Below are 25,525 nucleotides of genomic sequence, written 5' to 3'. Positions count from 1 at the left end.
CGGCGATGCCCGCCGTCTTTTGAGGGTGGTTGGTTGACCATGAAAAGCGTCATCGATTTTGGCCTCGGGCTGCGCACGGACCACTACGAGGACATCATCGCGAACCCCGGCAAGGTGAGCTGGTTCGAGGCGATCAGCGAAAACTACATGGTGCCGGGCGGCGCCCCGCTCTACTGGCTCGACCGTATCCGGCGCGACTACCCGATGGCGTTGCATGGCGTCTCGCTGTCGATCGGCTCGACCGATCCCTTGGACATGCGCTATCTCGAGGACCTCAAGGGCCTAATCGAACGCGTGCAGCCGATGTGGGTCTCCGACCATCTCTGCTTCACGGGGCTGCGTGGGCTCAACATGCACGACCTGTTGCCTCTTCCCTACACCGAGGAGGCGCTCGACCATGTCGCCGAGCGCGTGAAGCGCGTGCAGGACTATCTCGACCGGCGGCTGGTGCTGGAGAACGCGTCGAGCTATGTAACCTACGCCGCCTCCGAGCTCACGGAGTGGGACTTCATCGCCGAGCTCACCCGTCGCGCCGACTGCGAGGTCCTGCTCGACGTCAACAATGTCTATGTCAGCGCTTTCAATCACGAGTTTGATGCACTCACCTACCTTCGCGCCATACCGCGGGCGCGAGTGCGGCAGTTCCATCTCGCCGGGCACCTCAACAAAGGCACGCACATCATCGACACGCACGATCATCCGATCATCGCCGACGTGTGGGACCTCTACGCCGAGGCGGTACGGCTCTTCCCCGGCGTGCCGACTATGATCGAGCGCGATGCCGACATCCCGCCCTACCTCGAGCTGGTCGCCGAGCTCGACATCGCCCGTCGAATCGCCGCCGAGGCGACGAGGCAGGCGGCATGAATATGAGCGCGAACACCGGCTCGCTTGCAGGCCTGCAGCGCGCCTTTCAAGACTATCTGCTAATCACCAGTGATTCCTTCTCTGGTGCGGTGCGCGACACACGCAAGACCGACCGGCTTACCCTGCTGGGCGTCTATCGCGATGCTTACGCATGGCGCTTGATTGAGGTGCTCACGGCGGACTATCCGGGCCTGATGGCGATGGCCGGCCCGGCCGATTTCGATCACATGGCGCGCGCCTATATTGCCGCCCATCCGTCACGCTATCGCTCGGTGCGCTGGTTCGGCCGGCATCTCGCGGACTTTCTGGCGAGCACGGAGCCCTACATCAAGTCGCCGGCAGCCGCGGAGATGGCGCGTTTCGAATGGACGCTGGGCGAAGCGTTCGATGCGCCGGATGCCGAGCCGCTTGCTGCGGAACAACTTGTGGCACTGCCCGCGGAAGCGTGGGAGACGCTCGCCTTCAACCCCCTGCCCTCCCTGCGCCGGCTCTCGCTTTCGTACGAAGTGCCGCAGGGCTGGCAGAAACGCGAAGAAGTAGAGCCGGGCAACCTAGAGGTCGGCGCTACATCGGACTCAGTGGCATGGGTGATCTGGCGGCCCGAGCGCACCACGCAGTTCCGCTCGATGGAGCCGGACGAAGCAGCCATGCTTACCGCAATGGTCGAGGGACGGCCCTTCCCCGATCTCTGCCAAGCGCTGGCGCCGCATGTCGGCGAGGAGCAATCACCGGCCCGCGCAGCCGCGCTGTTGCGCGGCTGGGTTGAGGCCGGAATGATTGCCACGTTCGCTCATTGAGCGAGTGTCTTGCCCGCTATGACAGGCCGAGGATCGGGATGAGTTCGGCAAGCGTGCGCACCTGTTGGTCGGGTTTTCCGGGCAAGCGCTCGGGCCGCTGCCCATATCGATTGCACCACACCACGCGCATGCCGAAGGCGGACGCGGCATAGGCATCCCAGGCATTGGACGACTGAAATGCTATCTCCCGAGGCGCCACGCCCAGCCAATCGACGGCCAGCTGATAGACTCTTGGATCGGTCTTGAATACTCCCACGGCTTCGACCGAGATCACGTGATCGAACAGGTCGCCCAGACCGGCGTTTGACACCACGGCATCGAGCATCTTCGGCGTTCCGTTGGACAGGATTGCTGCCTTGATGCCGGCGGCCTTGAGCCTGCGAAGCGTCTCGGGCACCTCCGGAAAGGCCTGCAGATTCAAATAAAGTGACATGAGCCTGTCCGGCAGGGCAGCGTCGCGCAGGTCGAGAGCGTCCAGCGCATACTCAAGCGCGTCCCGCGTCACTCTCCAGAAGTCGGCGTGGGCACCCTGAAGCGTGCGCAGCCAAGTGTACTGGAGCTGCTTGTCGCGCCACAAGGCGGTCAGCGCGCTTGTCTTGTCGCCCAGGACGTCCGCGCAACCAGCGGCCGCCGACGCGAAGTCGAACAAAGTGCCATAGGCATCAAATACACAGGCGCGAATCCCGGTCAGCCTGTCATCGTGCGTTCCTGTCATGACGAAGAAACCTCGCTGCTGATCGCTTGCAAGAGTCGAAAGAGGACCGTCCTGTTCCGGCGCGTCGGCCGCCCGACTAGCCGTGCTTTCCGGGCGACCAACCCGATGCGCCAAGATGGGCCTTGGCGAATTCCATTGGGCTCTGCTCCAGATCGCTGGCGAAGGTGTCGTTCCACCTGTTGAGCCAACCGAACAAAGAAATCACCGCGACGACCTCGACGATGCCGCCTTCGCTGAAATGCGCCCGCAAGGTGTCGAAATGTGCGCGCGTCGTCTCGTTCGGAACCCGGCCCGCGGCCAGTGCAAGGGCGATGACCGCCCGCTCTCCCGCCGAATAGAGCGCACTGGACTCGTATTCCATTAGCGCCTCGATCTTCGCCACGGGAAGCCCGGCCTTGGCTGAATTGGCGGCGGTATGCGCTTGGCAGTAGCGACATCCCGCGCTGGCGCTCACCGAGTGAGCGATCAGCCATTTCAGGTCCGCCGGGATCTCCCCGGGTTCCCGCATCACGGCGCTGATAAGGGCGCTGAACGCGCGCAGGAGCGCGGGCTTGCGGGCCATGATGCGCATGCTGGTCGGCACGTAGCCGCTGAACTTTCGCGCAAGATCGATGACGTCGTGGACACTCACCAGTTCGGCGTCCTCCAACGGGGCAATGTGGGCCGTGCTGCAGCTTCGATCGCTCACTGTCATAAAATAATCTCCATGAGGGTTACCGCCTGGACGGCTCGACGTCACCACTTCGCGGATTGGAACGCGTCGAGCTGCAATGTCGCCCGGAGGTCCGCGGTCTGCTCCGCCTTGGGTGGTTCGAGCGGAATGCCCGTCGCATCGGCGATCCGGGTGATGCCATCGAAGCCGGCAATGACGGCCGCTGCATCGACCATGGCGGCGACGCCCAATGCGTGGACGAGCGCCTCGCGCGCCGCAGCGAGCGACTTTGCATTTTCAGCAAATGCGGCGTCGGCGAAGGCGAGCAGTTCCTTTTCCCGAACGACGCCGGTGTGTGTCGTGCCGTCGACGATTCCCGCGAAGCCGTATTGCGCCTCGCCGTGTTTGCCGCTCGCACGGAGCAGGGCCGCATGGCTGGCCGTTCAATAGATACACTGGTTGAGGGCGGCGACCCTGGCGGCCAGCATCTCGATCTGGGCGTGCGATATGGCGCGATATTCACGGGTGAAATCGCGCATCGCGGCGGCCGGCAGGTACATGATCTCGAACATGTCCCACCAGTGAAGCATCGAGTCCGGCACGAGGCTGAGCGCTCGGTGCACGTTGCCGCCGCCGCGCTGTCGCGGCCCGGGATGGTCTTGATAAAGATCCGGGTCATCGGCTGTCCTGTCCTCAGGCGCGAGCGTCGGCATCCAGGCCAGGCCAGGCTTGGCCCCGGCCGGACGGCGGCGCGTGGCCTCGCCCGGGAGTGCACGTGGCAGGGCAAGAGCCGGCAAGCCGGCGGCTCGCCGAAACGTGTCGTTCGCGACCACGACTGCAATTACCGACACCATCTCGACATAGCACTCTTCCGACAGACCCGCCGTTATGACCGAATCGTACCAGCCGCGCCCAAGCCGGCCGGGATCGGTGCGAATGCGATGGATCGCTTCGATCGCAGGCGACGGCAGGCCCACGGCGTTGTCGTGCCGTCCGGACACCATGGAGGCCGAGACTGCCTCTCGACGCGCGCGGCAGAAGTCGCAGTGCACGGCCTGCCGCGTCTCTGCGGCAATGGCGACACGTTCGGCAGCGTTCCACCAGGTCCCCGGTGCGCCGATCCTGGCCCAGGCGGCATCGAGGACATGGGACAAGTCAGGGCGAATCTCGATCTCGGCCGTCGGTATTCCCGCATGTATCTCCACGGCTCCCCTCCCGTCGCTTCGAACAATATCGTCCGCCTCTGGCATGCATCGAGCAAATGCCACCGCTTCACCATTCGCTCGGGGGAAGTCAAAGGTTACCAAAAAATGCAGGGCGATTCCGGACGGCGACCAAGGGCTGGTGCGGCCGATTGTCGAGCGGATCAAGCCGATTGACCCATGAGGCTGGCGCGGCCGTTCGTCAAACGCCGACCCTCGAAAAGACATTGAGACAAGCCGGGATCGGTCTGCCGGAACTCAACTGATCTTCGACAATCCGGCACCGCCGGAATGCGTGCTGCCAGTTTCATTCAAGAAGCGTAGAGGCTTACCACAAGGAGGTAGCGGCCGGTACAGACGGCCGTTACGATTCGCTGTGGCCGATACTCGAACAGACGTATCCGAACTGGCGACACTCATGCGCCTGTCGCAGGAGGGCGATGCGGCCGCCTACGCGCGGTTGCTGACGGCGGCGTCGCCGCTTGTCCGGCGTATGGTCTCGGGGCGGTGGACGGGCTCGGAAGACGTCGAGGACATCGTCCAGGATGTGCTGCTGTCGCTGCATCAGGTTCGCCATACCTACGATCCGGGGCGGCCGTTCCTGCCCTGGTTGTCGGCCATCGCGCGAAACCGGCTAGCCGATGCCCAGCGCCGGCAAGTGCGACGCTCGAGAGGCGAAGTAGCCGTCGAGATTCTGCCTGAAACCATTTCAAGCGATGAAACGAAGGAACCAGTAGATCAAATGGCGGATTCTGAAATGTTGTCGCGGGCGCTTGCAGACCTCCCGCACGGCCAACGGAAGGCCGTAGAACTGTTGAGGATCAAGGAGATGTCACTCAAAGAGGCCTCGGCGGTCAGCGGAATGTCGGTCGCGGCGCTAAAGACGTCGATGCATCGGGCCATGAAGGCCCTGCGCCTTGGCCTCAAAAAGCACTGACCATGAAGACGGAAGACCTCATCAATGCATTGGCCGCAGACGTCAGGACTCCGGTCCGTCGGCTGAAGCCGCCGGTGATTGGGTTGATCATTTGGCTTGCGCTCTCAGCTCCGTGGGTTGCCTTCGTCGTGATGCAGATGGGCCTTCGGCCGGACTTGGCCCTTAAGCTCGCTGAGCCAGGTTGGATGCTCGAAGAAGCAGCGGCTCTGATGGTGGCGGTTACGGCAGCTATGGCTGCGCTCTGCGCCGGTGTGCCAGGACGCCCTCATTGGGAGCGTTGGGTTCCGGTCCTGCCTTTGCTGATCTGGCTCGGTACCCTCGGCGCCGGTTGCCTGCACGAGATGGAGTCCGGTCCGGGCGGGCTGATATTGCGGTCAGACTGGGCCTGTCTGCCGGGCATCATCATGATCGGCTTGGTCCCGGGGGCAGCCATGGCGCTGATGCTCCATCGCCGTGCTCCGCTTGCGCCCGTGCTTTCGGTCGGGCTGGGCGGCCTTGCCGCCGCCGCGCTGGCCGACTTCGGCCTTCGTTTGTTCCATCAACAAGATGCTCGCGTGATGGTCATCGTGTGGCAGGTCGGAAGTGTCGCCCTGCTGACCGCCGTGAGCGCCCTGCTTGGCCCGCGGCTGGTAAGATGGCGCCACTCCCGGGATGGTTGAGCAGCGACGTCAGCCACTTATGCCTCGGCTCGGCCTTATTTGGCATTTCTGCGTCGGCGATGGTGTCCCGCGTCGGTCATTCGCCGTGGCAGCGGTCGTCGGCAGCATCCTGAACCTGATCAACCAGGGGGATGCATTGATGGGCACGGGACACCTCGACTTCACGAAGCTGGCGTTGACTTTCCTCGTTCCCTACTGCGTCGCGACCTACGGCGCTGTCGCCTACCGGCTGAGGGCGACGCACCGGGTTTCCCAAGAGAGGTCCGAGTGACGTCGGGTCGGATGACGCTCTGGGGGTGCGGCGAGATGGACAAATTTTCCATGTAACCTGCTGCCCGTTTCGTCCGAATTCCCGATCGAACCCCGCGATCCCGCGACGGGACTGTTCGAGCAGCAGACGAGAGGCACACATGGTCGGTCGGCGTTTTCTCCTGGCGGCTGTCATACCGGCGATCGGCTTTTCGGCGATGCCGGCTCTTGCCTTCGAACCGGCGCCCTTCAATGCCCGGGAATTCGCCGCAGCCCAGGAGGCGGGAAAGCCAATTCTGATCGACGTCACGGCACCCTGGTGTCCGACGTGCAAAGCCCAAAAGGTGATCCTGTCCGACCTCGCTCAGCAGCCGAAGTTCAAGGATCTGGTCGTTTTTCACGTCGATTTCGACACTCAAGAGGACGTCCTGCACAAGTTTGGTGTGTTTGTGCAAAGCACGCTGATCGTCTTCAAAGGCGCGAAGGAGATCGCGCGGTCATCGGGAGAGACAAAGAAATCGTCGATCGAGAGCCTTCTTGAGAAGGCACTCTAGAGAGCGGTCATGCTCGCGACCGTTAGCTTGGCCTTTTTCGCCGGCGTCTTGTCGACCTTGTCGCCCTGCGTGGTGCCTCTGATCCCCCTAGTGCTCGGCGCAGCGCTGACCGAGCACAGGCTCGGACCAGCCGCTCTTGCCTCAGGGCTCGCGCTGTCGTTTACAGCCGTCGGTCTGTTCGTCGCCACTGTGGGCTTCGCGATCGGCCTCGATGCCGGGGTTTTCCGAAGCGGCGGGGCGATCCTGTTGATCGCAATCGGTCTGGTCCTGCTGATCCCGAAATTCCAGGCGGGCCTCGCTATGGCATCCGGCCCAGTCGGCAGTTGGGCCGAAAGCCGCTTCGGCGGAAGTTCGAAGGCCGGTCTCTCGGGACAATTCCTGGTCGGACTTCTGCTCGGGATCGTGTGGGCGCCGTGTGCCGGGCCGACACTTGGCGCGGCATCGGTACTCGCGGCTCGAGGCGAGAATCTCCTGCAGGTGGCGGTGACGATGCTGATCTTCGGGATCGGCGCGGCGCTTCCGCTACTGCTATTGGGAATGCTGTCCCGGGAGACGCTGCTCCGCGTTCGAGGTCGCCTGGTCGCGACCGGCGCAGGCGCCAAGAACGCGCTCGGCGTACTCCTTCTGGTGCTCGGCCTTCTCGTCCTCACCGCTTTCGACAGAAAGGTCGAAGCCTTCCTGGTCGACATTTCGCCGGGCTGGCTCACATCTTTGACGACACGTTTCTAGCCCCTCTACTTGCTGAAGGTGAAAGATGAGCAGTTTGAAGAGTCGACTGGCCGCCCTGTGTACAACTGTGGTCGTGCTTTTCGGAGGTCCGGCGGTCTCGCTGGCAGAGACTCCGCTGAAGATGGATTTTGTTACCCATGCCACCTTCTTCTCCGGCGAGACCAAGCAGCCGAAAACACTCGATCCCCAGGTGTTCATTCGCGATCCGAAGGCAGCCGAGGCCGTGGGTCCGCAGGGCATCAAGCATGCTGCCGGCGTCAGGCCACCAATCATCGCTGAGGACACCGGCTCTTCTCCCCTGTTCACGGCCGAGGGCCAGCCGCTCGGCTTCGATCTGCAGACCTGGCTCGCTGCCAAGGGCACGGTGACGATCCTCTCGCAGGCCGGGCATATCCGGCTCGAAGCGACGTTTTCGGGACTGAAGGCGAATGCAACCTATAGCCTGTTCGAGAACCACTTCGATCAGAAGCCGGTTGGCTTCACCCCAATGGACGGTTCGGGGCAGACCAACTCCTTCACCGCGGGCCCTGATGGAAAAGCCGCCATCTCGCTGCAGCTCACACACGTTCCGACGCACGACAACGCCGTCCTTCTCGTCTATCACAGCGATAGCCAGGCACACGGGCTGGAGCGCGGCCATATCGGAGTAGATGCCCATCATCAGCTGATCGCCCGACCGAAGTAGCTAGGGGCGAGCTCGAGGGAGCAGTGCCCATCGTATCAAATGACCCGATGAGCGCGCGGAGGGGCCAGTGGATCGGCGTCCATTTCGGTGCGCCGGGGCAGCGGCTGGTCGTGGATCATCCGCTCAACGCCCGCTTGATGGGAGTTCGCGGCATCGCGCAGGTCCTGCGGTCTTCACGATTTACACTGCACTTTGGCGACCGAAGGTCGTCGTCCGCAGCGCGAGGTCAGGCGCCATGAAGGGCGCCACATTCACTCGATCAGGTCCTTACCCTGCAAGCGCAGGAACCCAGAAGAAGTAAGCATTAAGCATGTAGAGGCCTGACAGGACGAGGACGATACCGCCGGCGGTTTCGAATGCGCGTCGAAAGGCATCCAGGCCACGCATATTCTCAAGCCAACCGATGCTCATTGCGCCGATTGCGATCGGGACGGCCCGTCCTGCGGCGAAGGCGAGTAGGAGCGCCGCCCCAATCCAGGGCGAAGCGAGTCCCGCGGTCGCACCGAGCAAGACGACCAGCGCTGGAGTGCAGACCGGGCAGATCGCGACAGAAAATACCGCTCCCAGGACGAACGCGCTCCACGCTGCTGATGGTCGCCTCGCTTTCAGTGCAAACGGCGGCAGAGGTAGCCGCACCCAACCAACCCACATGAGGCCGAGCACGATGAGTAATGGCCCGAGTGCGAGCCCCCACTCGCGCCCCACCAAGTCCGCCACCCATCTGCCGCCCAGTCCAGCGATAAAGCCCATGGTGACATGTATGACAAGCATGCCGACGATGAACATCGTGCCGAACAGGATGGCCTGCTTTCTTTCCCTGGCCTTGGTCACGTAGGCGAGCGATACCGGAATGGAAGCCATGGCCACCGGATTGAAGCTGAACAGGAATCCCGCGAGAAACCCCACACCGATCGCCGCCAAGCCGGCGTGGGCAACGGCGTGCTGAAGAGCCTCCGGTGCCATCTCAGCTTCTCACAGCGGGGCGCCGTAGGAGCGCGGCGCGCAACTGCTGTGGACTGGGCAACGCCGAAAACACCAATTCGCCGTCGATCACAATCGATGGCAAGGAGAGCACCCCCCGTTCGACGGCATAGTCCATCTCATCGAGCGCATTGACCTCGCGCCACTCGACGTCTGCTCGCGCCGCCGTCGCGGCGGCCTTGAGGTCTTCTCGTGCCGCCGTGCATCGGCTGCAGCCCGGCGCATGGAAGAGCTCGACTTTCATGGGTCAGTGCACCTTCTCTCCGGTCTGCTCGAAAGCCGCCAGGATCGTGCATTCGGCAACCGGTCGTCCCTTACGGGTACAGTCGGCGATGAGCCGGTCGAGCGCCTTGGACACGGATTTCATGGCCTTGATCTTGTGTTCGAGCTGAAGCTTTTTCTCGATCGCCTTCGTACGCACATCGTCGCAACAAGCACGGTCGCTGCCGCGCAGCGTCAGAAGCTCGCGAATCTCGGCCAAGGTGAACCCGCAATGCTGCGCCTGCTTGATGAAGCGAATGCGCCTCACGCACTCCTGATCATAGAGACGATAGCCGCTTGCACTCCTGTCGGCAGGCGAGATCAGGCCCTCCTCCTCGTAATACCGCAAGGCATCGGCGCTGATTTCCGCCAGGGCCGCGAGCTTGCCGATGGTCAACATTCCCGACCTCCTGGGCGAGTCTAGTCCTTGGAGTATACTCCAAGGTCAAAGGCCCCCTTATGCCCCTTGCGGCAAAGCGGCGGCCACCGGCCGGCCAACACTGCGGATCGCATCAAAGAACAGGCGCGGGTTGCCCCAAAGCGAATTGATGAAGATCGCAGTGACGCTCACCGCCATGGCGACCATGGCCCAGATGGGGTGGATGAGGCCGGTCGCCGCCAGCGGGATACCGCCGCCGTTGAATAGGAACGCCAGGATGACGTTCTGGACCATCTTGCGGTAGCTCCGACCGCTGATCTCGCGGGCTTCGGCAAGGGCCGTCAGCCGGTTGGACAGGATGATGATGTCCGCCGACTCCAACGCGATGTCGGTCCCGCCGCCCATGGCGATGCCGATGTCGGCTTGCATCAAGGCGGGGGCATCGTTGATGCCATCGCCGACCATCGCCACCCGGGCATCGGCCTGCAGAGTGCGCACGATCGCCGCCTTGTCTTGTGGCAGCATGGCCGCGTGCACCTCGTTGACGCCAATCTCGCGGCCGATGCGCTGTGCCGCGCGCTCGTTATCGCCCGTGACCAGAGCGATCGAGAGCCCCGCCTTGCGCAGGGTCGCGACTGCCGAAACGGCGTCCGGCCGAAGGGTGTCGCCCACGGCGACGATGCCTAGCGCGAGACCCTCTTTCGCCACGGCGATGACCGTGCGGCCCGCTGCTTCGAGGATCTCAGTCCTCCCCCGAAGGGCACCAAGGGCAATATTTCGCTCCGACATAAAGCGCGGGCTGCCGACGACGATTTCCGCGTCGCCAATGCGCGCGACGACGCCTTGTCCAGGGAAGGCCTGGAACGATCCAACATTCGGAGGCGTGATCGAACGCTCGAAGGCCGCTTTGACAAGAGCCTGGGCCAGCGGATGCTCCGACCGTGTCTCTGCCGCAGCAGCCACAGCCAGGAGTTCACGTTCCTGGCCCCCGACCGCTTCGATTTCACGCACCGTGGGACGCCCCTCGGTCAAGGTGCCGGTCTTGTCGAGGACGATCTTCTTGACGAGGCGGAAGCCCTGGAACGCCTCACCTGTGCGCATGAGGATGCCGCGCCCGGCCGCCTGGCCTGCGCCCCGGACGATGGAAAGCGGCGCCGAGATGCCGACGGCGCAAGGGTAGCCCATGACCAGAACGCTGAGACCGGCAAAGACGGCGCGTTCGATATCGGCCTGGTCGGTGACGAGCCACGAGCCGACCAGCCAGCCGACGACGGCCAAGGCTGCCACGAGCAGCACCGTTGGCGTGTAGATGCGTAATACGCGATCGACGAGATGGAGAATGCCGGGCTTGAGCGCCCGCGCATCCTCGACATGGTGGATGACCTGTTGGAGGAAGCTGCCTTCGCCTACGGCCATCGTGTTCACGAGCAGCGTGCCCGTGCCGTTGATCGACCCGCCGATGACGGCGTCGCCCTCGCGCTTTTCGACGGGCAAGGATTCGCCCGTCACCAGCGACTGATCGACGCCCGAGTGACCGCTGACGACGACGCCGTCAGTCGGGATGCGTTCGCCGGGCCGGATGCGGACACGGTCACCGACCCTGACCTCCTCGATCGGCACTTCTCGCTCTGCGCCGTCGCGCACGACGCGGGCGATCTCGGGGCGAAGGTCGAGCAGGCGCTTCACCGCTTGCGAGCTGCGCGTCTTGACGATCAGCGACAGCCACTCCGAGAAGATGTGGTACGTCCCGACCATGACCGACACCGAGAAGAAGGCGGCGGTCGGATAGTCGGGTCGATCCAACACCAGGCCGATGACTCCGCCGGCGATGCCGGCGAAGGCACCGACCTCCAGCAGCACATGCTGATTGAAGATGCCGCGCCGCAATGCCTGGAGGGCCATGCGCAGGATGTGACCGCCGACGCCGAAGACGAGAACCAGAGCGAGGGCGCCCGCGCCCCAAGGAGCGGCGGCAGCCAGGTATCCCGCGAGGTTGAGATAGAGTAGCGAGAGGGCCATGGTGGTGAGGCCTGCCGCGGCGCCCACCGCCGCCCACAGGCCGGTCGATCTCAGGACCAGAAACACGAAGGCGCCGAGGCTGACGCAGACCAGCGCCGGCAGGAAGCCAATCCAGCCAACCGACGGGTCGGCAATGATCGGAATCGTCGCGACGGTGAGGACGACGGCCAGCACGAACCGCCGAGCCTCGTGAACGAGATCGCGCTCTTCTTCCTCGAACGCCCGGAGCTTGCGCGGATCAGAGATCGTGTAGCCGATGTCCTTCAGGGTCTGGAGCAATCGCTCGGGCCGGGCGACGGACGGATCGTATTCTACCAGCGCCTGCTCGTGCGTAAGGCTGACGGCGACCTTGTCGACGCCCGGCATGCGGCCGAGCGCCTTCTCGATGGTGCCGGTGCAGAGCGAGCAATGAAGCCCGCCGATGCGGGCGCGGATCTTGCGACGATCGGGCCGGCTCGCCGGCTCCTCGCTCCATGGCTGGAATGATGCCGAGACATTCTCCGCGACACTCATATCAGCCTCCTTCCGATTCGCGCCTTACGACGCGAAATCCCGGCTGTTGAACGACAGAGACCAGTTGATCCTCGCGAGTGGCATGCGGGTCGCAGAGAATGCGAGCCTGTCCTTCATCAAAAGACACCGAGACCGCCTGCACCCCAGGCTGCTTCTCGACCAACGACCTGATGGTTTCGGCGCAGCCGCCGCAGTGCATGCCCTCGATCTTCAACGTGACGGACTTCATGGGATCACTCCTGACCAGATGCCGTTCAGCCATTCGGTCGTGAGCCTAGGGCTTGGACTTAACCCCAAGGTCAAGCGCGCGTGTCGCATCACCACCCGCATGATGCGCACCACGTGATGCACCCGAAGCATCAGATGACGCGCAAAATGAAACCCCAGCAACTCGTTGAAGTTGCTGGGGTATTTTGACCGACTCGGTTGCGGGGGCAGGATTTGAACCTACAGACTGCTCATGACAGCTCGCGAGGACGGCACTTGGCGCGACTTTGTTATCAGCGCTATGGCCGTCGCCTGCCCCAGACCAGTCGAGCCGAGATGCCATCGGCTGCCGTGATCATCGCTCCGTTCAACGGCTGTGACAGGCTGGGATCATCAAGACGCACGTGGAGATATTTCCCTGCACGATCGCCGCTCCTCCGATCTCGCCAAGCTGCGCCGATCTCGCTGGCGCCTACGTATATTCGGTAATCCGGCGCCTGATCGTTGTTGCGATTGTCGTTGGGAACGAAGCGGACCCTGGTATTGATCGTCAGCGTGCGTATACGGCCGATCCATCCGCCGTCCTTCGCGGGCGTAAGCATCCCGATGATCGCCATCCAAACCTCCCTCAGCTCTCGGGTGGTGACGCATCGCCCAAACGCTGCTTCCGTCGTGTCGACTTCGGGCCATCGACTCGAGCTGCCCCGTCAGGCCGGTTCTTGAGCGCCTTGGCGTAGCTCCGATCGCTGGCGAGGAAGCTCTCCAGCATGTAAGGGATCAGCTCGGTCACCGGCTCCGCCTGGCCATACGTTTCGCGGTAGAGCTCGGCATAGGCCTGAAGCGCGCGCTGAAGGCTTGGCGCAATCGTGATCGTGAGCTTGACCGGTATGCGGTCCGGCAGCTTGCCGAGCTTGAGATCACCCATGATCATCTCCCTCACGGCTGATAGGGCCGCAGCACCAGATCCTTGTGCACGATGACGCGCAGCGGCCAGCCGGGGCGCACGGTGATGGTGGGCTGGATGTTGAGATCCTTCTGCACGATGCGCTGGCCGGCCTGATTGGCGCTCTGCTGGGTGGACTCGCGAATAGCGCGTACGAGGTCGCTTTCGGAACTGCCGAAGCCGATCTGGCTGCCGACGCCCAGCAGCGTTGAGAGCGCGATGCCTTTGATCAGGGTCCAGGTATGATAGTCGACCTCGTCTTCGAGCCCGGTATAGCCCGCCTGGTCGGTGGCGGGCAGGTTGTCGATCTGGATCGACGTGCCGTTGGGCATGACGATGCGCTGCCAGACCAGCAGCGCTCGCTTCTGGCCGAACGCCACGACGCTGTCGTAAGCGCCGACCAGGCGCGAGCCCTGCGGGATGAGCAGGATGCGGCCGGTGACGGTGTCGTAGACGTTCTCCGTCACCTGGGCCACGGCCAGACCGGGCAGGTCGCTATTCATCCCCGTGACGAGGCTCGCCGCGATGACGCTCCCCGCCAGAACCTGATAGGGCGACACCGGCTCCTGGACGCTGTGCGGATTGTAGATGCCGGCCTCCGTCCGCTGGTTGACGAAGTCGAGCTTGCGCTGCTGGTAGTTCTGGTCGCGATCGGGATCCAGCGCGAGGCGCGATCCGTTCGGGCTTGCGGTCGATGCTGGCGATAGCGCCGGCGCTCCCCCTGACGATGGTGTTGTCGAGGAACTCGGGCCCTGCGCCGCCGTAGCGGTGCGCGAGAGCTGGTACAGGACGCCCGCCTCCTTCGCCTGCCGCGCCTGCTGGGCAAGCCGCATGCGCTCGGCGCGCTCGGCGTCTTCGTCCGGGTTGGGCCGCACGCTGGGAGTGATCCCAAGGCTCTTCTCCTTCTGCACGATAGCGGGCCCGAGATCGCCCGGCAGCGGCGGGCCGAGCTTGGGCACCGGCTTCTTGAGCTGGTCGTAGCTGCCCGGCAGCGCCGACAGGCTGTCAGGCGTGGACCTGCGGCCACCGCCCGCCACCTCCTGATCGCCCGAACGAGTCCACTTCGATCCGTAAAGCGCCAACCAGATAGCCGCGAACAGGGCGACGCAGAGCAATGCCGCCATCGCGATGATCAGCCGGCGCTTGAACCGGATCACACGGCGTGGTCGAGCCCGCAGCACGAAGCTTGCGGGATCGCCCTTGGGCGGCTCGGTTCGGGACGGATCGTCGCTCATGGTCATCGGTGCCTGGAGATTTCCGATCAGCGCCTGGCGTCAGACGGCCGTGCAGCATCGGTCCGGCTGATGCGTACGACCTGCTGCGGGCTGGTGCCGAGCCTGAGCTCGGCGGCAGCGAAAAGGCGATCGACGATGTAGTAGTTGGAGCGCACGCGGTAATTGACTAGTTGGTTGTCGCCGTCGGGCCCGACCACGAACAGAGGCGGCGCCTCGCCCTGATCGATGCGCGCGGGGAACTCGATGTAGACTTTTAAGCCGTCGTCGAAGGCACGCACCGGCCGCCACGGCGGCCGGTCGCCGGTGATGTCGTAGCGAAAGCGCAGGTTCTCGATGGCGACCGCGTTGGCGACGGGCGCTGCCGCTTCGGCCTGCGCATTCTTCTTCTGCAGTGCCAGCAGCGCATCCTGAGGATAGGTCCAGGAGATCGCCGCCATCGCTGTCTTCTCGGTGCTTTCCAGCGCCAGGTGGTAGGTGCGGCGGTCGGTGGTGACGACGAGGTTGGTCTTGAGGCCCGCCGCGAATGGCTTCACCAGCACATGGACCTGCTTGGACGACCCGGTACCGCTCAGCGTATCGCCCACGACCCAGCGCACCGTGTCGCCCGAGGAGATGGCGACAAGACTCTCGCCCGGCTGCAAGGCGATGTCGGTGACCTCCTCGGGCGCTGCATAGAGGCGGTAGAGCGCGCCCTCGCTGAAGGGATAGACCTGGACGGCATTGACGTAACCGTCCTTGCTGGGCTCGCGCAGGGCCGCCTGGTTGGCGGCGTCGACGCGTGCCTGCGGCGGTCGCGGATCGGGCGCCGGCGACGAGGGCGGCGGCCTGAGCTGCCCCGGCAGCGGCAGCGGCTTGGGCACCTCGACGATTTTCACCGGCTTGGGCGGGTCGGGCTGCACTTGGGCCGGCTGGAACGACGCCGCGTCGTAAGAGATGGCGGGCGGTTTCTTGGCGCAGGCGGCCAGGGCCAAGGCGGACGTCGAAAGCAGCAGGGCCGAACTCAGGAATCGTGTCATAGCGTCTAAAGTCATGGTCCTTCTCCGGGGTTGAGCTCGCGCGACCAGCTGAGCCCGTTGACGTAGATGCCGAGCGGGTTCTTGCGCAGGGCGTCCGCGGTGCGGGGCTGCTGCACGAGGATGGTCAGGATGGCGGTCCAGCGCTCGGTGCGGGCGAGGCTCTCGTGCTCGTAGGCCTGCTCGGTCCACTTCACCTGGAAGGAGTCTCCCGAGACGCGCACGACGCTGGTCACCTGGACCGAGACCGAGCGCTCGCCGATCGACTTGAACGGATCGTTGGTGCGGGCATAGTCACTTAAAAGGGCGGCGGCGCGCTCGGTGACGTAGTCGTACGCTTCCAGCCAGTTGCGGCGCACGATGACAGGATCGATGGAAAGCGAGCGCAGGTCGGTGACGAAACGGCTGAGATACCAGCCGATCTGCGCGTCGGTCGGGTTGTAGGGCTCGATCGCGGGGCCGACGGCGCGCACCTGGCCGAGCTTGTCGACTTCGACGACATAGGGCGTGATGCGGCTTTGCGCCGCGAGCCAGAGAACACCGCCAGCCAGGCCAATGCTGAGCACCAGAGAGCCGAGGGCCATGAGCCGCCAGTTGTGGGCCTGCACCCGCGCAGACCCCAGCCGGTCATCCCAGAGCTGACCGGCCCGCTGATAAGGCGTAGCGGCCTCCGGGGTCAGGCCATAGCGCTGCATCGGGCGTCGGAACAGCCGCATGGGTCACTCCCCGAGATCGAGCGACAGCCCCGATCCAGACTTGTCGCCGTCGCGCAGAACCTGGCTCATCGTTCGCGCATGGCGCCGACGCCGTGCGGCCCGAAGCTGGCGCGCCCAGCCGGGCTCACCGGCAGTTGTTGCAGATGGTCCCTCTCCTGTCGGCGGCGTGCGGCCCCCCGACGGATCCGCACCGCCGCTCGGCGACGCGGGACCGCGCGGTCCCGATGATGACGAGCGTGAGCCGAGCACCGTGGCAGCCCGAACGGCCGTAAGACCACCGACGCCGGCAAGGCGCGCTGCACCCCAGGCGGCACCACCGGCCAGCATGGCGCCGGAGGCCAGCGCACTGGCCGTCCCAACCGCGGCCCCTGCCCCCAGCTGGGGCCCGCCCGAGACCAGGCCTGCAGCAATGCCAGGACCGAAGATGCCGAGCCCGAACAGCGCGATCGAGGCAAGCACGAGCGACATCGCCTGCGACAGCGTCACGGAGCCTTGCAGGGCGTTGGTGAAGTCGCCGAAGAAGCTGGCACCGATGCCGACGATGACGGCGAGCACCATCACCTTGACGCCGGAGGCCACCACGTGGCCCAGCGTGCGTTCGGCCAGGAACGCCGTCTTGGTCCACAGCGCGAAGGGCACCAGCACGAAGCCGGCCAACGTGCTCAGCTTGAACTCGATGACGGTGACGAAGAGCTGGACGGCCAGGATGAAGAAGGACAGGACCACCACGACCCAGGCGAACAGCAGGACCAGGATCGTGACGAAATTGGCGAAGATGCTGGTGAAACCCATCATCGCGCCGGCCTGCTGCAGGAGCGGCCAGGCGGCCTGGAACCCCACGCCCGCAATCCTGCCGGGGCGCATCAGATCCTGGGCGCTCAGCCCATTGTTGGTGACGTGCAGGCCGAGCTGAGAGAACGACGCGAATATCGCATTCGCCAGAGTCGAGAAGTTGTTCAGGACGAAGGCAAACGAGCCGACATAGAGCGTCTTGCGCAGGAGCTGGCCGAGCACATTGGCCTCGCCGTCGAGAACCCAGAAGACTCCCGCGAGTGTCACGTCGATGGCGACCAAAATGGAGGTCAACGCCGCGACGTCGCCACTCAGCAGGCCGAACCCGCTGTCGATGTAAGCGACGAATACGCTGAGAAACCGGTCAATGACGTTGAGGTTGTCCACGGTCCTGTTCCCGGCTGGGGCTATTGCGCCGTGTAGGCCGAGTTCGTGCCGATGAACTGGCCAAAGGCGGCACGGCCGGCTTCCTCGGCTTCGGCCTGGCGCGCCTGCTCGAGCGCGGTCGCGCGGTATTGAGCCGCCATGAGGTCCTGTGCCTGCAGCTGCTGCTTGACCGAGAGCGCCACCAGCTGGGCGACCGCTTGCTGAGCCTGGAGATTGCCGACGGCGCCCTGAGAGGCACTCACCAGCGAGGAGAGCGTGGCGGTATCGGCTTGAACGTTCTGGGCGACCTGCGCCTGGACGGTCATGGTCTGGCCGAACGCCTCGCGCGCCGCCTGCCAGCGCTGACGCGCATCGGCGACGAGCTGAGGAACGGTGACGGACGAGCCGTATTGCTGAGGGAAAAGCCGATCGAAGGCCGTCTGGCCGGCGCTGACGTTGAAGCCAATTGTCTGCGCCTGGTTCATCAGCCCGCCGACCTGGGTCAAGGCGGAGACCATGCTGTCGAGCTGCGAGACGGGGAGGCTCGTGAGGTTCCTGGCCATGTTCTGCAGCATCAGCACCTGGTTCTGCAGCGCCTGGACCTGGTTGTTGACCTGCTGGAGCTGCCGCGCGGCCTGCAGCACGTTCTCGGCGTAGTTCTGGGCATCGAACACCGCAAACTGCGCCCGCGCCGGCACGCTGGTGCTGGCAGCGCCCAGGGCGAGGACGACGAGAAGAGCACGCGCGAAGCGAGTCATGGCGATGGCTCCGAAGCAGGGGATGGGAACTGGTCCAGAAGCTCGGCCGCCCAGTCGAGACCGCGAGCGGCAAGGAACTGGGCGGCAAAGCCTGTGTCGCCTTCGGCGAGCAGGCGATCGATCAGAGCCTGGGTCGCAGGATCGGAGGTGCCACAGAGAGCAAGCGCCACCGGCCCCAACTCGAGCTCGAACAGGCGGTTGCCGCGCTGGGAATTGAGGTAGTACTGCCGCTTGGGCGTCGCACGGCTCAGAATCTCGATCTGGCGGTCGTTGAGTCCGAATCGTTCGTAGGCGGCCCGGGCCTGCGGCTCGATCGCGCGGTCGTTGGGCAGGAAGATGCGCTGCGGGCAGCTCTCGATCAGGACCGGGGCAATGCTGCTGCCGGTGACGTCGCTCAGCGACTGGGTGGCGAACACCACGGCCACGTTCTTCTTGCGCATCACTTTCAGCCATTCGCGGATGCGGGCGGCGAACAGCGGCTGGTCGAGAAAGACCCAGGCTTCGTCCAGGATCAGGAGCGTCGGCCGGCCATCGAACCGCTCCTCCAGCCGGTGGAAGAGATAGGTGAGGACCGGCGCGACGACGGCCGTCTCATGCAGCAGTTCCTCCATCTCGAAACACTGCACGTCTGAGAGCGCCAGCCGGTCCTGCGCCGCGTCGAGCAGCCGGCCGAACGGACCTTCAAGGGTGTAAGGCAGCAACGCCGACTTCAGCGCATTGGATTGCAGGAGGAGCGAGAGCCCGGTCAGCGTGCGCTCCTCGACCGGTGCAGACGCGAGACTTTTAAGCGCGCTCCACACGGCTTCCTTGATTTCGGGCGTGACATTGACCTTCTCGTGCGTGAGCAAGTCGCCGATCCACTCCGCCGCCCAGCTGGCTTCGGCCGGCTCGGAGAGACGGGCGAGCGGCTGGAAGGCAAACGATCCGTCGGCGCCCAGGACGTGATGGATCCCGTTCATCGCCAGCACGGCGGCGCGGGCGGAGTTGCCCTTGTCGAAGAGGTAGACCTGCGCGCCTGGATAGCGGCGGAACTGCAGCGCCATCAGCGCCAGCAGCACGGACTTGCCCGCGCCGGTCGGCCCCACGATCAGCGTGTGGCCGACGTCGCCGACATGCGTCGAGAACCGAAACGGCGTCGACCCGCTGGTCTCGCCATGGAAGAGCGGCGGGCCGTCGAGATGATCGTTCCGTAGCGGTCCCGCCCAGACGGAACTCAGCGGCACCAGGTGGGCCAGATTGAGCGTATGGACCAGCGGCTGACGGACGTTGGCGTAGACATGCCCGGGCAAGCTGCCGAGCCAGGCCTCGACGGCGTTGAGGCTCTCGCGAATCGTGGTGAATCCTGCGCCGTTGACGACGCGCTCGACGGCCCGGACCTTCTCGTCAACGGCTTGCCGGTCCTGATCGAGCAGCACGATGGTGGTGCTGAGATACCCGAACGCCACGTGATCGCCACCCAGCGCCTGCAAGGCGAGGTCGGCGTCCAACACCTTGTTGTCGGCGTCGGAATCGATCAGCTGGACGGGCTCGTTGTACAAAACCTCGCGCAGGAGCGCGGTGATGGACTTGCGCTTGGCGAACCATTGGCGCCGCAGGCGCGTGAGTTCCTGGCGGGCGTCGGTCTTGTCCAGGGCGAGGAAACGCGTGGCCCAGCGGTAGGGAAAGCCCAAGTGATTGAGGGCGTCTAAAAGGCCGGGATGAGTGTTGCTGGGGAAGCCCAGCGCCGAGACGGCCCGCAGATGATGCTCGCCCAGCATCGGCTCCAGCCCGCCGGTGAGCGGCTCGTCGACCAGCAGGCCGTCGAGGTAGATCGGCGTGTCGGGAACGCCGAGGCGATGGCGGCGGGTCGAGATGGTCCCGTGCAGATAGGTGAGCGTTCCGGCGTCGTCCAACGCCTCCACCTCGGGCAGCAGTCCTGTCAGCAGATCCAGCGCCCGGTCGGTCTCGGCGATAAAGGCCAAAAGTTCCTGCCGCCAGTCACGCTGCGATTCCTCGCGTCCCGTCTCGAGGAACGCATGTGCCAGCCGGCTGACGCGGTCGGCCGGCGGCAGATAAAGAAGTGTGAGACGGTAGGCGCTCTCGAATGGGCTCGACTGCTGCTGCTCCCCCTCTCGATCGGCCTGCTGCTCGAACGCGGCCCGCCGCTCGCGGTCGACCAGCCAGGAGGCGGCGTCAGGGAAGCGCGAATCGGGATAGCCGAGCGCTTCGAACCGCTCGGCCTCGAAGAACAGGGCCCAGCCCGAGCCGAAGCGGCGCAGGAGGTTGTTGAGGCGGGCCGAGGCGGCCAGGAGCTCCGCCTCGGTCGCGCTCTCGAGGTCGGGCCCGCGGAAGCGCAACGTGCGCTGGAAGCTGCCGTCCTTGTTCAGCACCACGCCGCGTGCCACCAGGGCCGCCCAGGGCAAGTGGTCGGCCAGACGATCGGCGCGAGGACGGTACTCGGCTATATTCAGCATGACAGCCACCCGCGCTGCCTGAGATGCCGCGTCAGCACGTCGGCGAAGTGAGGATCGCGCTTGGCCGCGAATACCGCGAGCGAATGGCCGACCACCCACAGCACCAGGCCGGCGAGCCAGAGCCGCAGCCCCAGGCCGAGGGCCGCTGCCACGGTGCCGTTGACGATGGCGACCGTGCGCGGCGCGCCGGCGAGCAGGATCGGCTCGCAGAGCGCCCGATGCAGGGGCACCTCGAAGCCGTCGGCGCTCATGACACCAAGGCTCCGCCCGAGAAGGAGAAGAAGGAGAGAAAGAAGGAAGAGGCGGCAAAGGCGATCGAGATGCCGAAGACGATCTGGATCAGCCGCCGGAATCCACCGTGGGTCTCGCCGAAGGCGAGGCTCAGCCCCGTGACGATGATGATGATCACCGCGACGATCTTGGCGACCGGCCCCTGCACCGATTCCAGGATCTGCTGCAGGGGCTGCTCCCACGGCATGTTGGAGCCGGCCGCCCAGGCCGGGCTCGCCAGGGTCAGCAGCAGGAGAGCAACCGCGGTTCTCAATGGTCGGATGATGGGCATGGAAAACTCTCCTCGGCTCAAAGGGCGTGCAGGCGATGGGGCGCGAGATCGGTGACCTGGTAGTCGCCGTTGGCGTCGAGCCCGGTCACCTCGGCAATGGCCTCGACGCGGCGCGCCAGCCCGCGGCCCTGGATGAACACGACGTAGTCGATCGCCTCGGCGATCAGCCGCCGCGGCACGGCCATCACCGTCTCCTGGATCAGCTGCTCGAGCCGGTAGAGGGCGGCGCGTGCGGAGTTGGCGTGCACCGTGGCGATGCCGCCGGGATGGCCGGTGTTCCAGGCCTTCAACAAGTCCAGCGCCTCGGGTCCGCGCACCTCGCCCACGATGATGCGGTCGGGCCGGAGCCGCAGGGTCGAGCGCACGAGGTCGGCCAGGCTCACCACGCCCGGCTTGGTGCGCAGCGCCACGCAGTCGGGGGCGGCGCACTGCAGCTCGCGGGTGTCCTCAATCAGGATCACCCGCTCCTCGAGCCGCGCCACCTCGGCCAGCAAGGCGTTGGCAAGCGTGGTCTTGCCCGAGCTGGTGCCGCCCGCGATCAGGAGGTTGCGGCGGTCGGCAACGGCGCGCCGCAGCGCTTCCGCCTGCAAGGGCGAGAGGATCCGGTCGGCGATGTAGTCGTCGAGGGTGAAGACCTTGGCGGCGGGCTTGCGGATCGAGAAGCAGGGCGCCGTCGCGACCGGCGGCAAGATGCCTTCGAAGCGCTCCCCCGTCTCGGGCAGCTCGGCGCTGACCACGGGGTTGCTGGCATGCACCTCGACGCGCACGTGCGAAGCCACCAGGCGGATGATGCGCTCGACATCAGCGATGCCCAGCCGGGTACCGGTATCGACTCGCCCCTCCCCCAGCCGATCCAGGCGCAGGCTGCCGTCGGGGTTCACCATGACCTCGATCACGCCTGGATCGGCCAGGGCGGCCGCGATCGCGGGCCCCATGGCGGTGCGCAGCATGGCGCGGCGGCGGCCGCGGGATTCGGACTGACCGCCGCTCACGACGCGCTCTCCGAAGGTCGCTGGTGCGCCAACACGTCTTCGATAGTGCCGCCGCTGCCGGCGAGCCGTCGGCTCACCTGCTGAATAAAAGACTCATAGCGGGCCTGGCCCAGGGCGCGGGCGGCACGGTCGGCCTCGGGGACCGGCGCCGTCACCGTGAGCTGGAAGCGCACGAACAGGGCCAGCATCTCGGCGACCACCTGCTGGTCGCGCTCGAGGCGGCCCAGTTGCATGGAGAGCCTGTCGAGACGGGCACGGAAGCGCTGGTCGAGCTCGTTCGCGCCCCGCCGCTCGAGCCAGGCCCGCAGGGCATCGCTCATGATCGCGGTCTTGGACGCCCCCGGCTTGGCCGCCAGCGCATTGAGCTGCTCGGAGACGTCCTTATCGAGGTAGAACTCGTGGCGCCGCTTCATCGCCTGGCCCTCAGAACGACGGCAGCAGGTCGTCACCGTGATGGTGACGGCCCTCGCCCTGGTTCACGCCATACGCCCGCGTTGCACGCGAGGACCGCGCGCGATCGAGGCTCGTGTCATCGACGGCGTTCTCGTCCAAGCCGAGGTCGGCCTCGTGCTCGGCCGCCATTGGCCGCACGACCTCCGTTGCGACGTCGGGATGGCGGTTGCGCTGCAGGCCGCCCTCGTCCTCATCGGCCCACCGCGGATCGAACGCCTCCTTGAGGCGCGCGTCGGTGTCGCGCACCTGGCCCGTCCAGTCGTCCGATCGCGCCGGCGGGCGGTCGCCGTAGGCCGTTTCCGACAGTGCCGGGCTGGGCTTCACCCGGCCCAGGAAATTGCGGTCCTCGTAGTAGCGCAGCTTCTTGGCGCGGATGGGCGGCAGGCCGGAGACCAGCACCAGCTCGTCCGCGGCCGGCAGCTGCATCACCTCGCCCGGAGTCAGCAGCGACCGGGCGCTCTCCTGGCGCGACACCATGATGTGGCTGAGCCAAGGCGCGAGACGATGGCCCGCGTAGTTGCGCTGCATGCGAAGCTCGGTCGCCGTGCCCAGCGCATCGGAAATACGCTTGGCCGTGCGCTCGTCGTTGGATGAGAACGCGATGCGCACATGGCAGTTGTCGAGGATGGCGTTGCTTTCGCCGTAGGCCTTGGAGATCTGGTTGAGCGACTGGGCGATCAGGTAGGCCCGGATGCCGTAGCCGGCCATGAAGGCAAGCGCGGTCTCGAAGAAGTCCAGCCGTCCCAGCGCGGGGAACTCGTCCAGCATCATCAGCAGCTGGTGCCGCCGCCGCTTGCCGGGATCGCCTTCAAGCCGTTCCGTCAAACGGCGCCCGATCTGGTTCAGCACCAGCCGCACCAGGGGCTTGGTGCGGGAGATGTCGGAGGGCGGGATGACGAGGTAGAGGGTCACCGGCCGCTCGGCGTCGACCAGGTCGGCGATGCGCCAGTCGCAGGCCGCGGTGGTCGCGGCCACTACGGGATCACGGTAGAGGCCGAGGAACGACATCGCCGTCGAGAGCACGCCCGAGCGTTCGTTCTCCGACTTGTTCAGGACCTCGCGCGCGGCGGAGGCGACGACGGGATGCACCACGGGCTGCCGCGCGGTGCCAAGGTGGTTGGTTTCCATCATCCGCCGAAGGGTGTGCTCGAAGGAGCGCAGCGGGTCGGACAGGAAGGTGGCGACGCGGGCCAGCGTCTTGTCCGGCTCGGCGTAGAGCACGTGCAGGATGGCGCCGACCAGGAGGGCGTGGCTGGTCTTCTCCCAGTGATTGCGCCGTTCGAGCGCGCCTTCGGGATCGACCAGGATGTCGGCGATGTTCTGGACGTCGCGGACCTCGTCCGGGCCCTTGCGGACCTCGAGCAGCGGGTTGTAGCGGGCTGAGCGCGGATCGGTCGGATTGAACAGGAGGCAGTGCGAGAAGCGGCTGCGCCAGCCGGCGGTGAGCTGCCAGTTCTCACCCTTGATGTCGTGGACGACGGCGCTCTCGGTCCAGGAGAGCAGAGTCGGGATGACCAAGCCCACGCCCTTGCCGGACCGGGTCGGCGCGAAGGCCATGACGTGCTCGGGCCCATCATGGCGCAGATAGCGATCGTCGAGGCGGCCGAGGAACACGCCCATCGCCCGGAACAGCCCGGCGCGGTCGATCTCGCGCCGGCTCGCCCAGCGCGACGAGCCGTAGGTGGTGACGAGCCGCGCCTGGCGGGCGCGCCACAGGGAGCCGATCACCGCGACGATGATGCCGAGGAAGCCGGTGGAGGCTGCGATGACGCCGGCTTCGTCGAACAGGTGGGGCGCGTAGGCGTCGTAGGCGTACCACCATTCGAACAGCCGCCAGGGGTGATAGACCGGCAGTGCAAATGCCGTGAACCACGGATCGCCCAGGCGCGGTTGGTAGGCGAGTTCGGCGGCCACCCATTGCGTCGCTGTCCACAGGCCGCCGATCACGATGGCGAACACGATGGCAATCTGGCCGACGAGAAAACGGGTCGGGGTCATGGGCGGACGGTGAAAAGCTAGGCGGCAAGCGCGCCGCGGGACCGCGATAGGAATCGTCAAAACACCGAAAGGAAAAACGGCCCTTACCTGCGCAGGTCTGCGCTCACGCACCCTTCATGAGCGTAAAGCGCGTTAGAGAGTGCGTCGGCGCAACTGAGGCAGAGGGTCGGGATTCGATGCCCTGGGGGCAATTGAGCCGTGTCGCAGCGCACATCCGAGGTAAGGCTGCGCCGAGTACCATCTCAAGTTGTTGCAACAGAGCGGCGGCGACTCCACATCGTCCATCGGTGGAGGATGCGATGATTGGCTTGATCGGCTTGGTGGCCCTCCTGGCGTTCTGCACGCTGCTCTACTTCTGCGCCGTCTACGTCGTGCCCTTCGCCGTCGGGGTGTGGGTCGCGTTCTGGGCGATCCATGCAGGCAGTGGTGAAATCGGCGGATTTGCGATCGGAGCTGTGGCTGGCGTTGCGCTGTTCTTGATCGGCAAACTGATTTTCCAGAACAGCCGGTCACCCACCGTTCGGTGGCTGATTGCGACGGCGTTTGCGATACCGGCTGCGATTGCAGGCTTCAGCCTTGTCCAGCAGATCTGGCCGCTAATCACGGCGCCCACGACTTGGGAGTACGTTGTTGGCGTGATGGTCGGAGTTGCTACAGGCGTCACGGTGATCGCACGGCTTGATAGATTTGCGCTCGGAGGGCAGCCGCGTTTCAGCGGTGAACTCACCGGGTCGCGCACGCAAACTGCTGAGCCAAAGTAGGGCTGACTCGATCGCGCAAGGGCCAGCAGCTGTCGTTGCTTCTTCGCGCGCGGGACCTCAGCGCATGGCGAAGAAAG

General features: G+C 65.4%; 30 protein-coding genes. 9 read left to right on the top strand and 21 right to left on the bottom strand.

Annotated features, from left to right (window positions below):
- Positions 1–39: 39 nt before the first annotated feature.
- Together bufB and B5D62_RS22185 are read left to right on the top strand one after the other, a co-directional pair.
- The gene (gene bufB, locus B5D62_RS22190) at positions 40–867 is read left to right on the top strand and encodes an MNIO family bufferin maturase (RefSeq protein ID WP_085936132.1); all 828 of its coding nucleotides are present in this window, start codon (positions 40–42) and stop codon (positions 865–867) included.
- A 2-nt stretch (positions 868–869) separates the two neighbouring features.
- Positions 870–1,664 carry an HvfC/BufC N-terminal domain-containing protein gene (locus B5D62_RS22185; RefSeq protein WP_170921070.1) on the top strand — a complete coding sequence of 265 codons (795 nt, stop codon included), beginning with the start codon at positions 870–872 and terminating at the stop codon, positions 1,662–1,664.
- A gap of 16 nt (positions 1,665–1,680) precedes the next feature.
- Here B5D62_RS22185 and B5D62_RS22180 read toward each other — a convergent pair whose 3' ends face one another.
- From B5D62_RS22180 to B5D62_RS22170, 3 genes are all read right to left on the bottom strand, one after another.
- A complete protein-coding gene (locus B5D62_RS22180) occupies positions 1,681–2,379 on the bottom strand; it encodes a haloacid dehalogenase type II (RefSeq protein WP_085936130.1) in 699 nt (232 codons plus the stop codon).
- A gap of 76 nt (positions 2,380–2,455) precedes the next feature.
- Positions 2,456–3,073, bottom strand: coding sequence for a carboxymuconolactone decarboxylase family protein (locus B5D62_RS22175; protein WP_085936129.1), 618 nt, complete (start codon positions 3,071–3,073; stop codon positions 2,456–2,458).
- Between the two features lie 41 nt (positions 3,074–3,114).
- Positions 3,115–4,236, bottom strand: coding sequence for an alkylhydroperoxidase-related (seleno)protein (locus B5D62_RS22170; RefSeq protein WP_269435118.1), 1,122 nt, complete (start codon positions 4,234–4,236; stop codon positions 3,115–3,117).
- A 292-nt stretch (positions 4,237–4,528) separates the two neighbouring features.
- Here B5D62_RS22170 and B5D62_RS22165 point away from each other — a divergent pair, with 292 nt between their 5' ends.
- From B5D62_RS22165 to B5D62_RS22140, 6 genes are all read left to right on the top strand, one after another.
- Positions 4,529–5,170, top strand: a complete 642-nt coding sequence (locus tag B5D62_RS22165) for a sigma-70 family RNA polymerase sigma factor (RefSeq protein ID WP_336470169.1) — start codon at positions 4,529–4,531, stop codon at positions 5,168–5,170.
- Positions 5,171–5,172: 2 nt separating this feature from the next.
- On the top strand, positions 5,173–5,829 hold the full coding sequence (locus B5D62_RS22160; protein ID WP_085936126.1) for an NrsF family protein: 657 nt from the start codon (positions 5,173–5,175) through the stop codon (positions 5,827–5,829).
- A complete protein-coding gene (gene nrtS, locus B5D62_RS34190; RefSeq protein WP_085936125.1) occupies positions 5,822–6,100 on the top strand; it encodes a nitrate/nitrite transporter NrtS in 279 nt (92 codons plus the stop codon). The genes B5D62_RS22160 and nrtS overlap by 8 nt, the downstream gene beginning before the upstream one ends.
- A 139-nt stretch (positions 6,101–6,239) precedes the next feature.
- Positions 6,240–6,632 (top strand): thioredoxin family protein, encoded by a 393-nt coding sequence (locus tag B5D62_RS22150; protein ID WP_085936124.1) that lies wholly within the window; start codon positions 6,240–6,242, stop codon positions 6,630–6,632.
- A gap of 9 nt (positions 6,633–6,641) precedes the next feature.
- Positions 6,642–7,361, top strand: coding sequence for a cytochrome c biogenesis CcdA family protein (locus B5D62_RS22145; protein ID WP_085936123.1), 720 nt, complete (start codon positions 6,642–6,644; stop codon positions 7,359–7,361).
- Between the two features lie 25 nt (positions 7,362–7,386).
- Positions 7,387–8,046 (top strand): hypothetical protein, encoded by a 660-nt coding sequence (locus tag B5D62_RS22140; protein WP_085936122.1) that lies wholly within the window; start codon positions 7,387–7,389, stop codon positions 8,044–8,046.
- A 267-nt stretch (positions 8,047–8,313) separates the two neighbouring features.
- On the opposite strand, the gene B5D62_RS22135 is transcribed toward B5D62_RS22140, so the two are convergent.
- The 18 genes from B5D62_RS22135 to B5D62_RS22050 form a co-directional block, all read right to left on the bottom strand.
- Positions 8,314–9,009: a cytochrome c biogenesis CcdA family protein gene (locus B5D62_RS22135; protein WP_085936121.1), complete on the bottom strand. Its 696-nt coding sequence runs from the start codon at positions 9,007–9,009 to the stop codon at positions 8,314–8,316.
- Between the two features lies 1 nt (position 9,010).
- On the bottom strand, positions 9,011–9,271 hold the full coding sequence (locus B5D62_RS22130) for a thioredoxin family protein (RefSeq protein WP_085936120.1): 261 nt from the start codon (positions 9,269–9,271) through the stop codon (positions 9,011–9,013).
- A 3-nt stretch (positions 9,272–9,274) separates the two neighbouring features.
- Positions 9,275–9,688: a heavy metal-responsive transcriptional regulator gene (locus B5D62_RS22125; protein ID WP_085936119.1), complete on the bottom strand. Its 414-nt coding sequence runs from the start codon at positions 9,686–9,688 to the stop codon at positions 9,275–9,277.
- Positions 9,689–9,745: 57 nt separating this feature from the next.
- Entirely contained in the window at positions 9,746–12,199 is a 2,454-nt protein-coding gene (locus B5D62_RS22120) for a heavy metal translocating P-type ATPase (protein ID WP_085936118.1), read from the bottom strand.
- A 1-nt stretch (position 12,200) separates the two neighbouring features.
- Positions 12,201–12,428, bottom strand: a complete 228-nt coding sequence (locus tag B5D62_RS22115) for a heavy-metal-associated domain-containing protein (protein ID WP_085936117.1) — start codon at positions 12,426–12,428, stop codon at positions 12,201–12,203.
- 277 nt (positions 12,429–12,705) lie between these two features.
- Positions 12,706–13,023, bottom strand: coding sequence for a DUF736 domain-containing protein (locus tag B5D62_RS22110; protein WP_085936116.1), 318 nt, complete (start codon positions 13,021–13,023; stop codon positions 12,706–12,708).
- 11 nt (positions 13,024–13,034) lie between these two features.
- A complete protein-coding gene (locus tag B5D62_RS22105; RefSeq protein WP_085936255.1) occupies positions 13,035–13,331 on the bottom strand; it encodes a DUF2274 domain-containing protein in 297 nt (98 codons plus the stop codon).
- Between the two features lie 11 nt (positions 13,332–13,342).
- Positions 13,343–14,584: a TraB/TrbI/VirB10 family type IV secretion system protein gene (locus tag B5D62_RS22100; protein ID WP_085936254.1), complete on the bottom strand. Its 1,242-nt coding sequence runs from the start codon at positions 14,582–14,584 to the stop codon at positions 13,343–13,345.
- Between the two features lie 26 nt (positions 14,585–14,610).
- Positions 14,611–15,615, bottom strand: coding sequence for a P-type conjugative transfer protein TrbG (gene trbG / locus B5D62_RS22095; protein ID WP_085936115.1), 1,005 nt, complete (start codon positions 15,613–15,615; stop codon positions 14,611–14,613).
- Entirely contained in the window at positions 15,612–16,313 is a 702-nt protein-coding gene (trbF, locus tag B5D62_RS22090) for a conjugal transfer protein TrbF (RefSeq protein ID WP_085936114.1), read from the bottom strand. Before trbF ends, trbG begins: the two co-directional genes overlap by 4 nt.
- A 3-nt stretch (positions 16,314–16,316) precedes the next feature.
- Positions 16,317–17,492: a P-type conjugative transfer protein TrbL gene (trbL, locus tag B5D62_RS22085; protein WP_085936113.1), complete on the bottom strand. Its 1,176-nt coding sequence runs from the start codon at positions 17,490–17,492 to the stop codon at positions 16,317–16,319.
- A gap of 20 nt (positions 17,493–17,512) precedes the next feature.
- Positions 17,513–18,229, bottom strand: coding sequence for a P-type conjugative transfer protein TrbJ (gene trbJ / locus B5D62_RS22080; RefSeq protein WP_085936112.1), 717 nt, complete (start codon positions 18,227–18,229; stop codon positions 17,513–17,515).
- Positions 18,226–20,682, bottom strand: coding sequence for a conjugal transfer protein TrbE (gene trbE / locus B5D62_RS22075; RefSeq protein ID WP_085936111.1), 2,457 nt, complete (start codon positions 20,680–20,682; stop codon positions 18,226–18,228). The genes trbJ and trbE overlap by 4 nt, the downstream gene beginning before the upstream one ends.
- Positions 20,676–20,933: a VirB3 family type IV secretion system protein gene (locus B5D62_RS22070; RefSeq protein ID WP_085936110.1), complete on the bottom strand. Its 258-nt coding sequence runs from the start codon at positions 20,931–20,933 to the stop codon at positions 20,676–20,678. Before B5D62_RS22070 ends, trbE begins: the two co-directional genes overlap by 7 nt.
- Complete coding sequence (locus tag B5D62_RS22065) at positions 20,930–21,244, bottom strand: TrbC/VirB2 family type IV secretion system protein (RefSeq protein ID WP_085936109.1); 315 nt, start codon at positions 21,242–21,244, stop codon at positions 20,930–20,932. The genes B5D62_RS22070 and B5D62_RS22065 overlap by 4 nt, the downstream gene beginning before the upstream one ends.
- Positions 21,245–21,261: 17 nt before the next feature.
- The gene (trbB, locus tag B5D62_RS22060; RefSeq protein WP_085936253.1) at positions 21,262–22,194 is read right to left on the bottom strand and encodes a P-type conjugative transfer ATPase TrbB; all 933 of its coding nucleotides are present in this window, start codon (positions 22,192–22,194) and stop codon (positions 21,262–21,264) included.
- Positions 22,195–22,232: 38 nt separating this feature from the next.
- Positions 22,233–22,649: a ribbon-helix-helix domain-containing protein gene (locus B5D62_RS22055; protein WP_085936108.1), complete on the bottom strand. Its 417-nt coding sequence runs from the start codon at positions 22,647–22,649 to the stop codon at positions 22,233–22,235.
- A 10-nt stretch (positions 22,650–22,659) separates the two neighbouring features.
- Complete coding sequence (locus B5D62_RS22050; RefSeq protein WP_085936107.1) at positions 22,660–24,687, bottom strand: conjugal transfer protein TraG; 2,028 nt, start codon at positions 24,685–24,687, stop codon at positions 22,660–22,662.
- A gap of 299 nt (positions 24,688–24,986) precedes the next feature.
- Here B5D62_RS22050 and B5D62_RS22045 point away from each other — a divergent pair, with 299 nt between their 5' ends.
- On the top strand, positions 24,987–25,448 hold the full coding sequence (locus B5D62_RS22045) for a hypothetical protein (protein WP_085936106.1): 462 nt from the start codon (positions 24,987–24,989) through the stop codon (positions 25,446–25,448).
- The last annotated feature ends 77 nt before the right edge of the window (positions 25,449–25,525 follow it).

It is taken from the genome of Enhydrobacter aerosaccus, from assembly GCF_900167455.1.
Lineage (GTDB): Bacteria > Pseudomonadota > Alphaproteobacteria > Reyranellales > Reyranellaceae > Reyranella > Reyranella aerosaccus.
The sequence above is the reverse complement of the archived record's forward strand: the minus strand, read 5'-3'. Positions and strand labels throughout refer to the sequence as shown.

Coding starts and splice junctions, on each gene's coding strand:
- B5D62_RS22070 (WP_085936110.1), bottom strand. CDS start 20,933: ATGAGCGCCGACGGCTTCGAGGTGCCCCTGCATCGGGCGCTCTGCGAG.
- bufB (WP_085936132.1), top strand. CDS start 40: ATGAAAAGCGTCATCGATTTTGGCCTCGGGCTGCGCACGGACCACTAC.
- B5D62_RS22130 (WP_085936120.1), bottom strand. CDS start 9,271: ATGAAAGTCGAGCTCTTCCATGCGCCGGGCTGCAGCCGATGCACGGCG.
- nrtS (WP_085936125.1), top strand. CDS start 5,822: ATGGTTGAGCAGCGACGTCAGCCACTTATGCCTCGGCTCGGCCTTATT.
- B5D62_RS22100 (WP_085936254.1), bottom strand. CDS start 14,584: ATGAGCGACGATCCGTCCCGAACCGAGCCGCCCAAGGGCGATCCCGCA.
- B5D62_RS22110 (WP_085936116.1), bottom strand. CDS start 13,023: ATGGCGATCATCGGGATGCTTACGCCCGCGAAGGACGGCGGATGGATC.
- B5D62_RS22120 (WP_085936118.1), bottom strand. CDS start 12,199: ATGAGTGTCGCGGAGAATGTCTCGGCATCATTCCAGCCATGGAGCGAG.
- B5D62_RS22045 (WP_085936106.1), top strand. CDS start 24,987: ATGATTGGCTTGATCGGCTTGGTGGCCCTCCTGGCGTTCTGCACGCTG.
- B5D62_RS22050 (WP_085936107.1), bottom strand. CDS start 24,687: ATGACCCCGACCCGTTTTCTCGTCGGCCAGATTGCCATCGTGTTCGCC.
- B5D62_RS22140 (WP_085936122.1), top strand. CDS start 7,387: ATGAGCAGTTTGAAGAGTCGACTGGCCGCCCTGTGTACAACTGTGGTC.
- trbG (WP_085936115.1), bottom strand. CDS start 15,615: ATGACTTTAGACGCTATGACACGATTCCTGAGTTCGGCCCTGCTGCTT.
- B5D62_RS22125 (WP_085936119.1), bottom strand. CDS start 9,688: ATGTTGACCATCGGCAAGCTCGCGGCCCTGGCGGAAATCAGCGCCGAT.
- trbB (WP_085936253.1), bottom strand. CDS start 22,194: ATGCTGCGCACCGCCATGGGGCCCGCGATCGCGGCCGCCCTGGCCGAT.
- B5D62_RS22180 (WP_085936130.1), bottom strand. CDS start 2,379: ATGACAGGAACGCACGATGACAGGCTGACCGGGATTCGCGCCTGTGTA.
- B5D62_RS22055 (WP_085936108.1), bottom strand. CDS start 22,649: ATGAAGCGGCGCCACGAGTTCTACCTCGATAAGGACGTCTCCGAGCAG.
- B5D62_RS22105 (WP_085936255.1), bottom strand. CDS start 13,331: ATGGGTGATCTCAAGCTCGGCAAGCTGCCGGACCGCATACCGGTCAAG.
- B5D62_RS22175 (WP_085936129.1), bottom strand. CDS start 3,073: ATGACAGTGAGCGATCGAAGCTGCAGCACGGCCCACATTGCCCCGTTG.
- B5D62_RS22065 (WP_085936109.1), bottom strand. CDS start 21,244: ATGCCCATCATCCGACCATTGAGAACCGCGGTTGCTCTCCTGCTGCTG.
- B5D62_RS22150 (WP_085936124.1), top strand. CDS start 6,240: ATGGTCGGTCGGCGTTTTCTCCTGGCGGCTGTCATACCGGCGATCGGC.
- trbJ (WP_085936112.1), bottom strand. CDS start 18,229: ATGACTCGCTTCGCGCGTGCTCTTCTCGTCGTCCTCGCCCTGGGCGCT.
- B5D62_RS22115 (WP_085936117.1), bottom strand. CDS start 12,428: ATGAAGTCCGTCACGTTGAAGATCGAGGGCATGCACTGCGGCGGCTGC.
- trbF (WP_085936114.1), bottom strand. CDS start 16,313: ATGCGGCTGTTCCGACGCCCGATGCAGCGCTATGGCCTGACCCCGGAG.
- B5D62_RS22160 (WP_085936126.1), top strand. CDS start 5,173: ATGAAGACGGAAGACCTCATCAATGCATTGGCCGCAGACGTCAGGACT.
- B5D62_RS22185 (WP_170921070.1), top strand. CDS start 870: ATGAGCGCGAACACCGGCTCGCTTGCAGGCCTGCAGCGCGCCTTTCAA.
- trbE (WP_085936111.1), bottom strand. CDS start 20,682: ATGCTGAATATAGCCGAGTACCGTCCTCGCGCCGATCGTCTGGCCGAC.
- B5D62_RS22145 (WP_085936123.1), top strand. CDS start 6,642: ATGCTCGCGACCGTTAGCTTGGCCTTTTTCGCCGGCGTCTTGTCGACC.
- B5D62_RS22135 (WP_085936121.1), bottom strand. CDS start 9,009: ATGGCACCGGAGGCTCTTCAGCACGCCGTTGCCCACGCCGGCTTGGCG.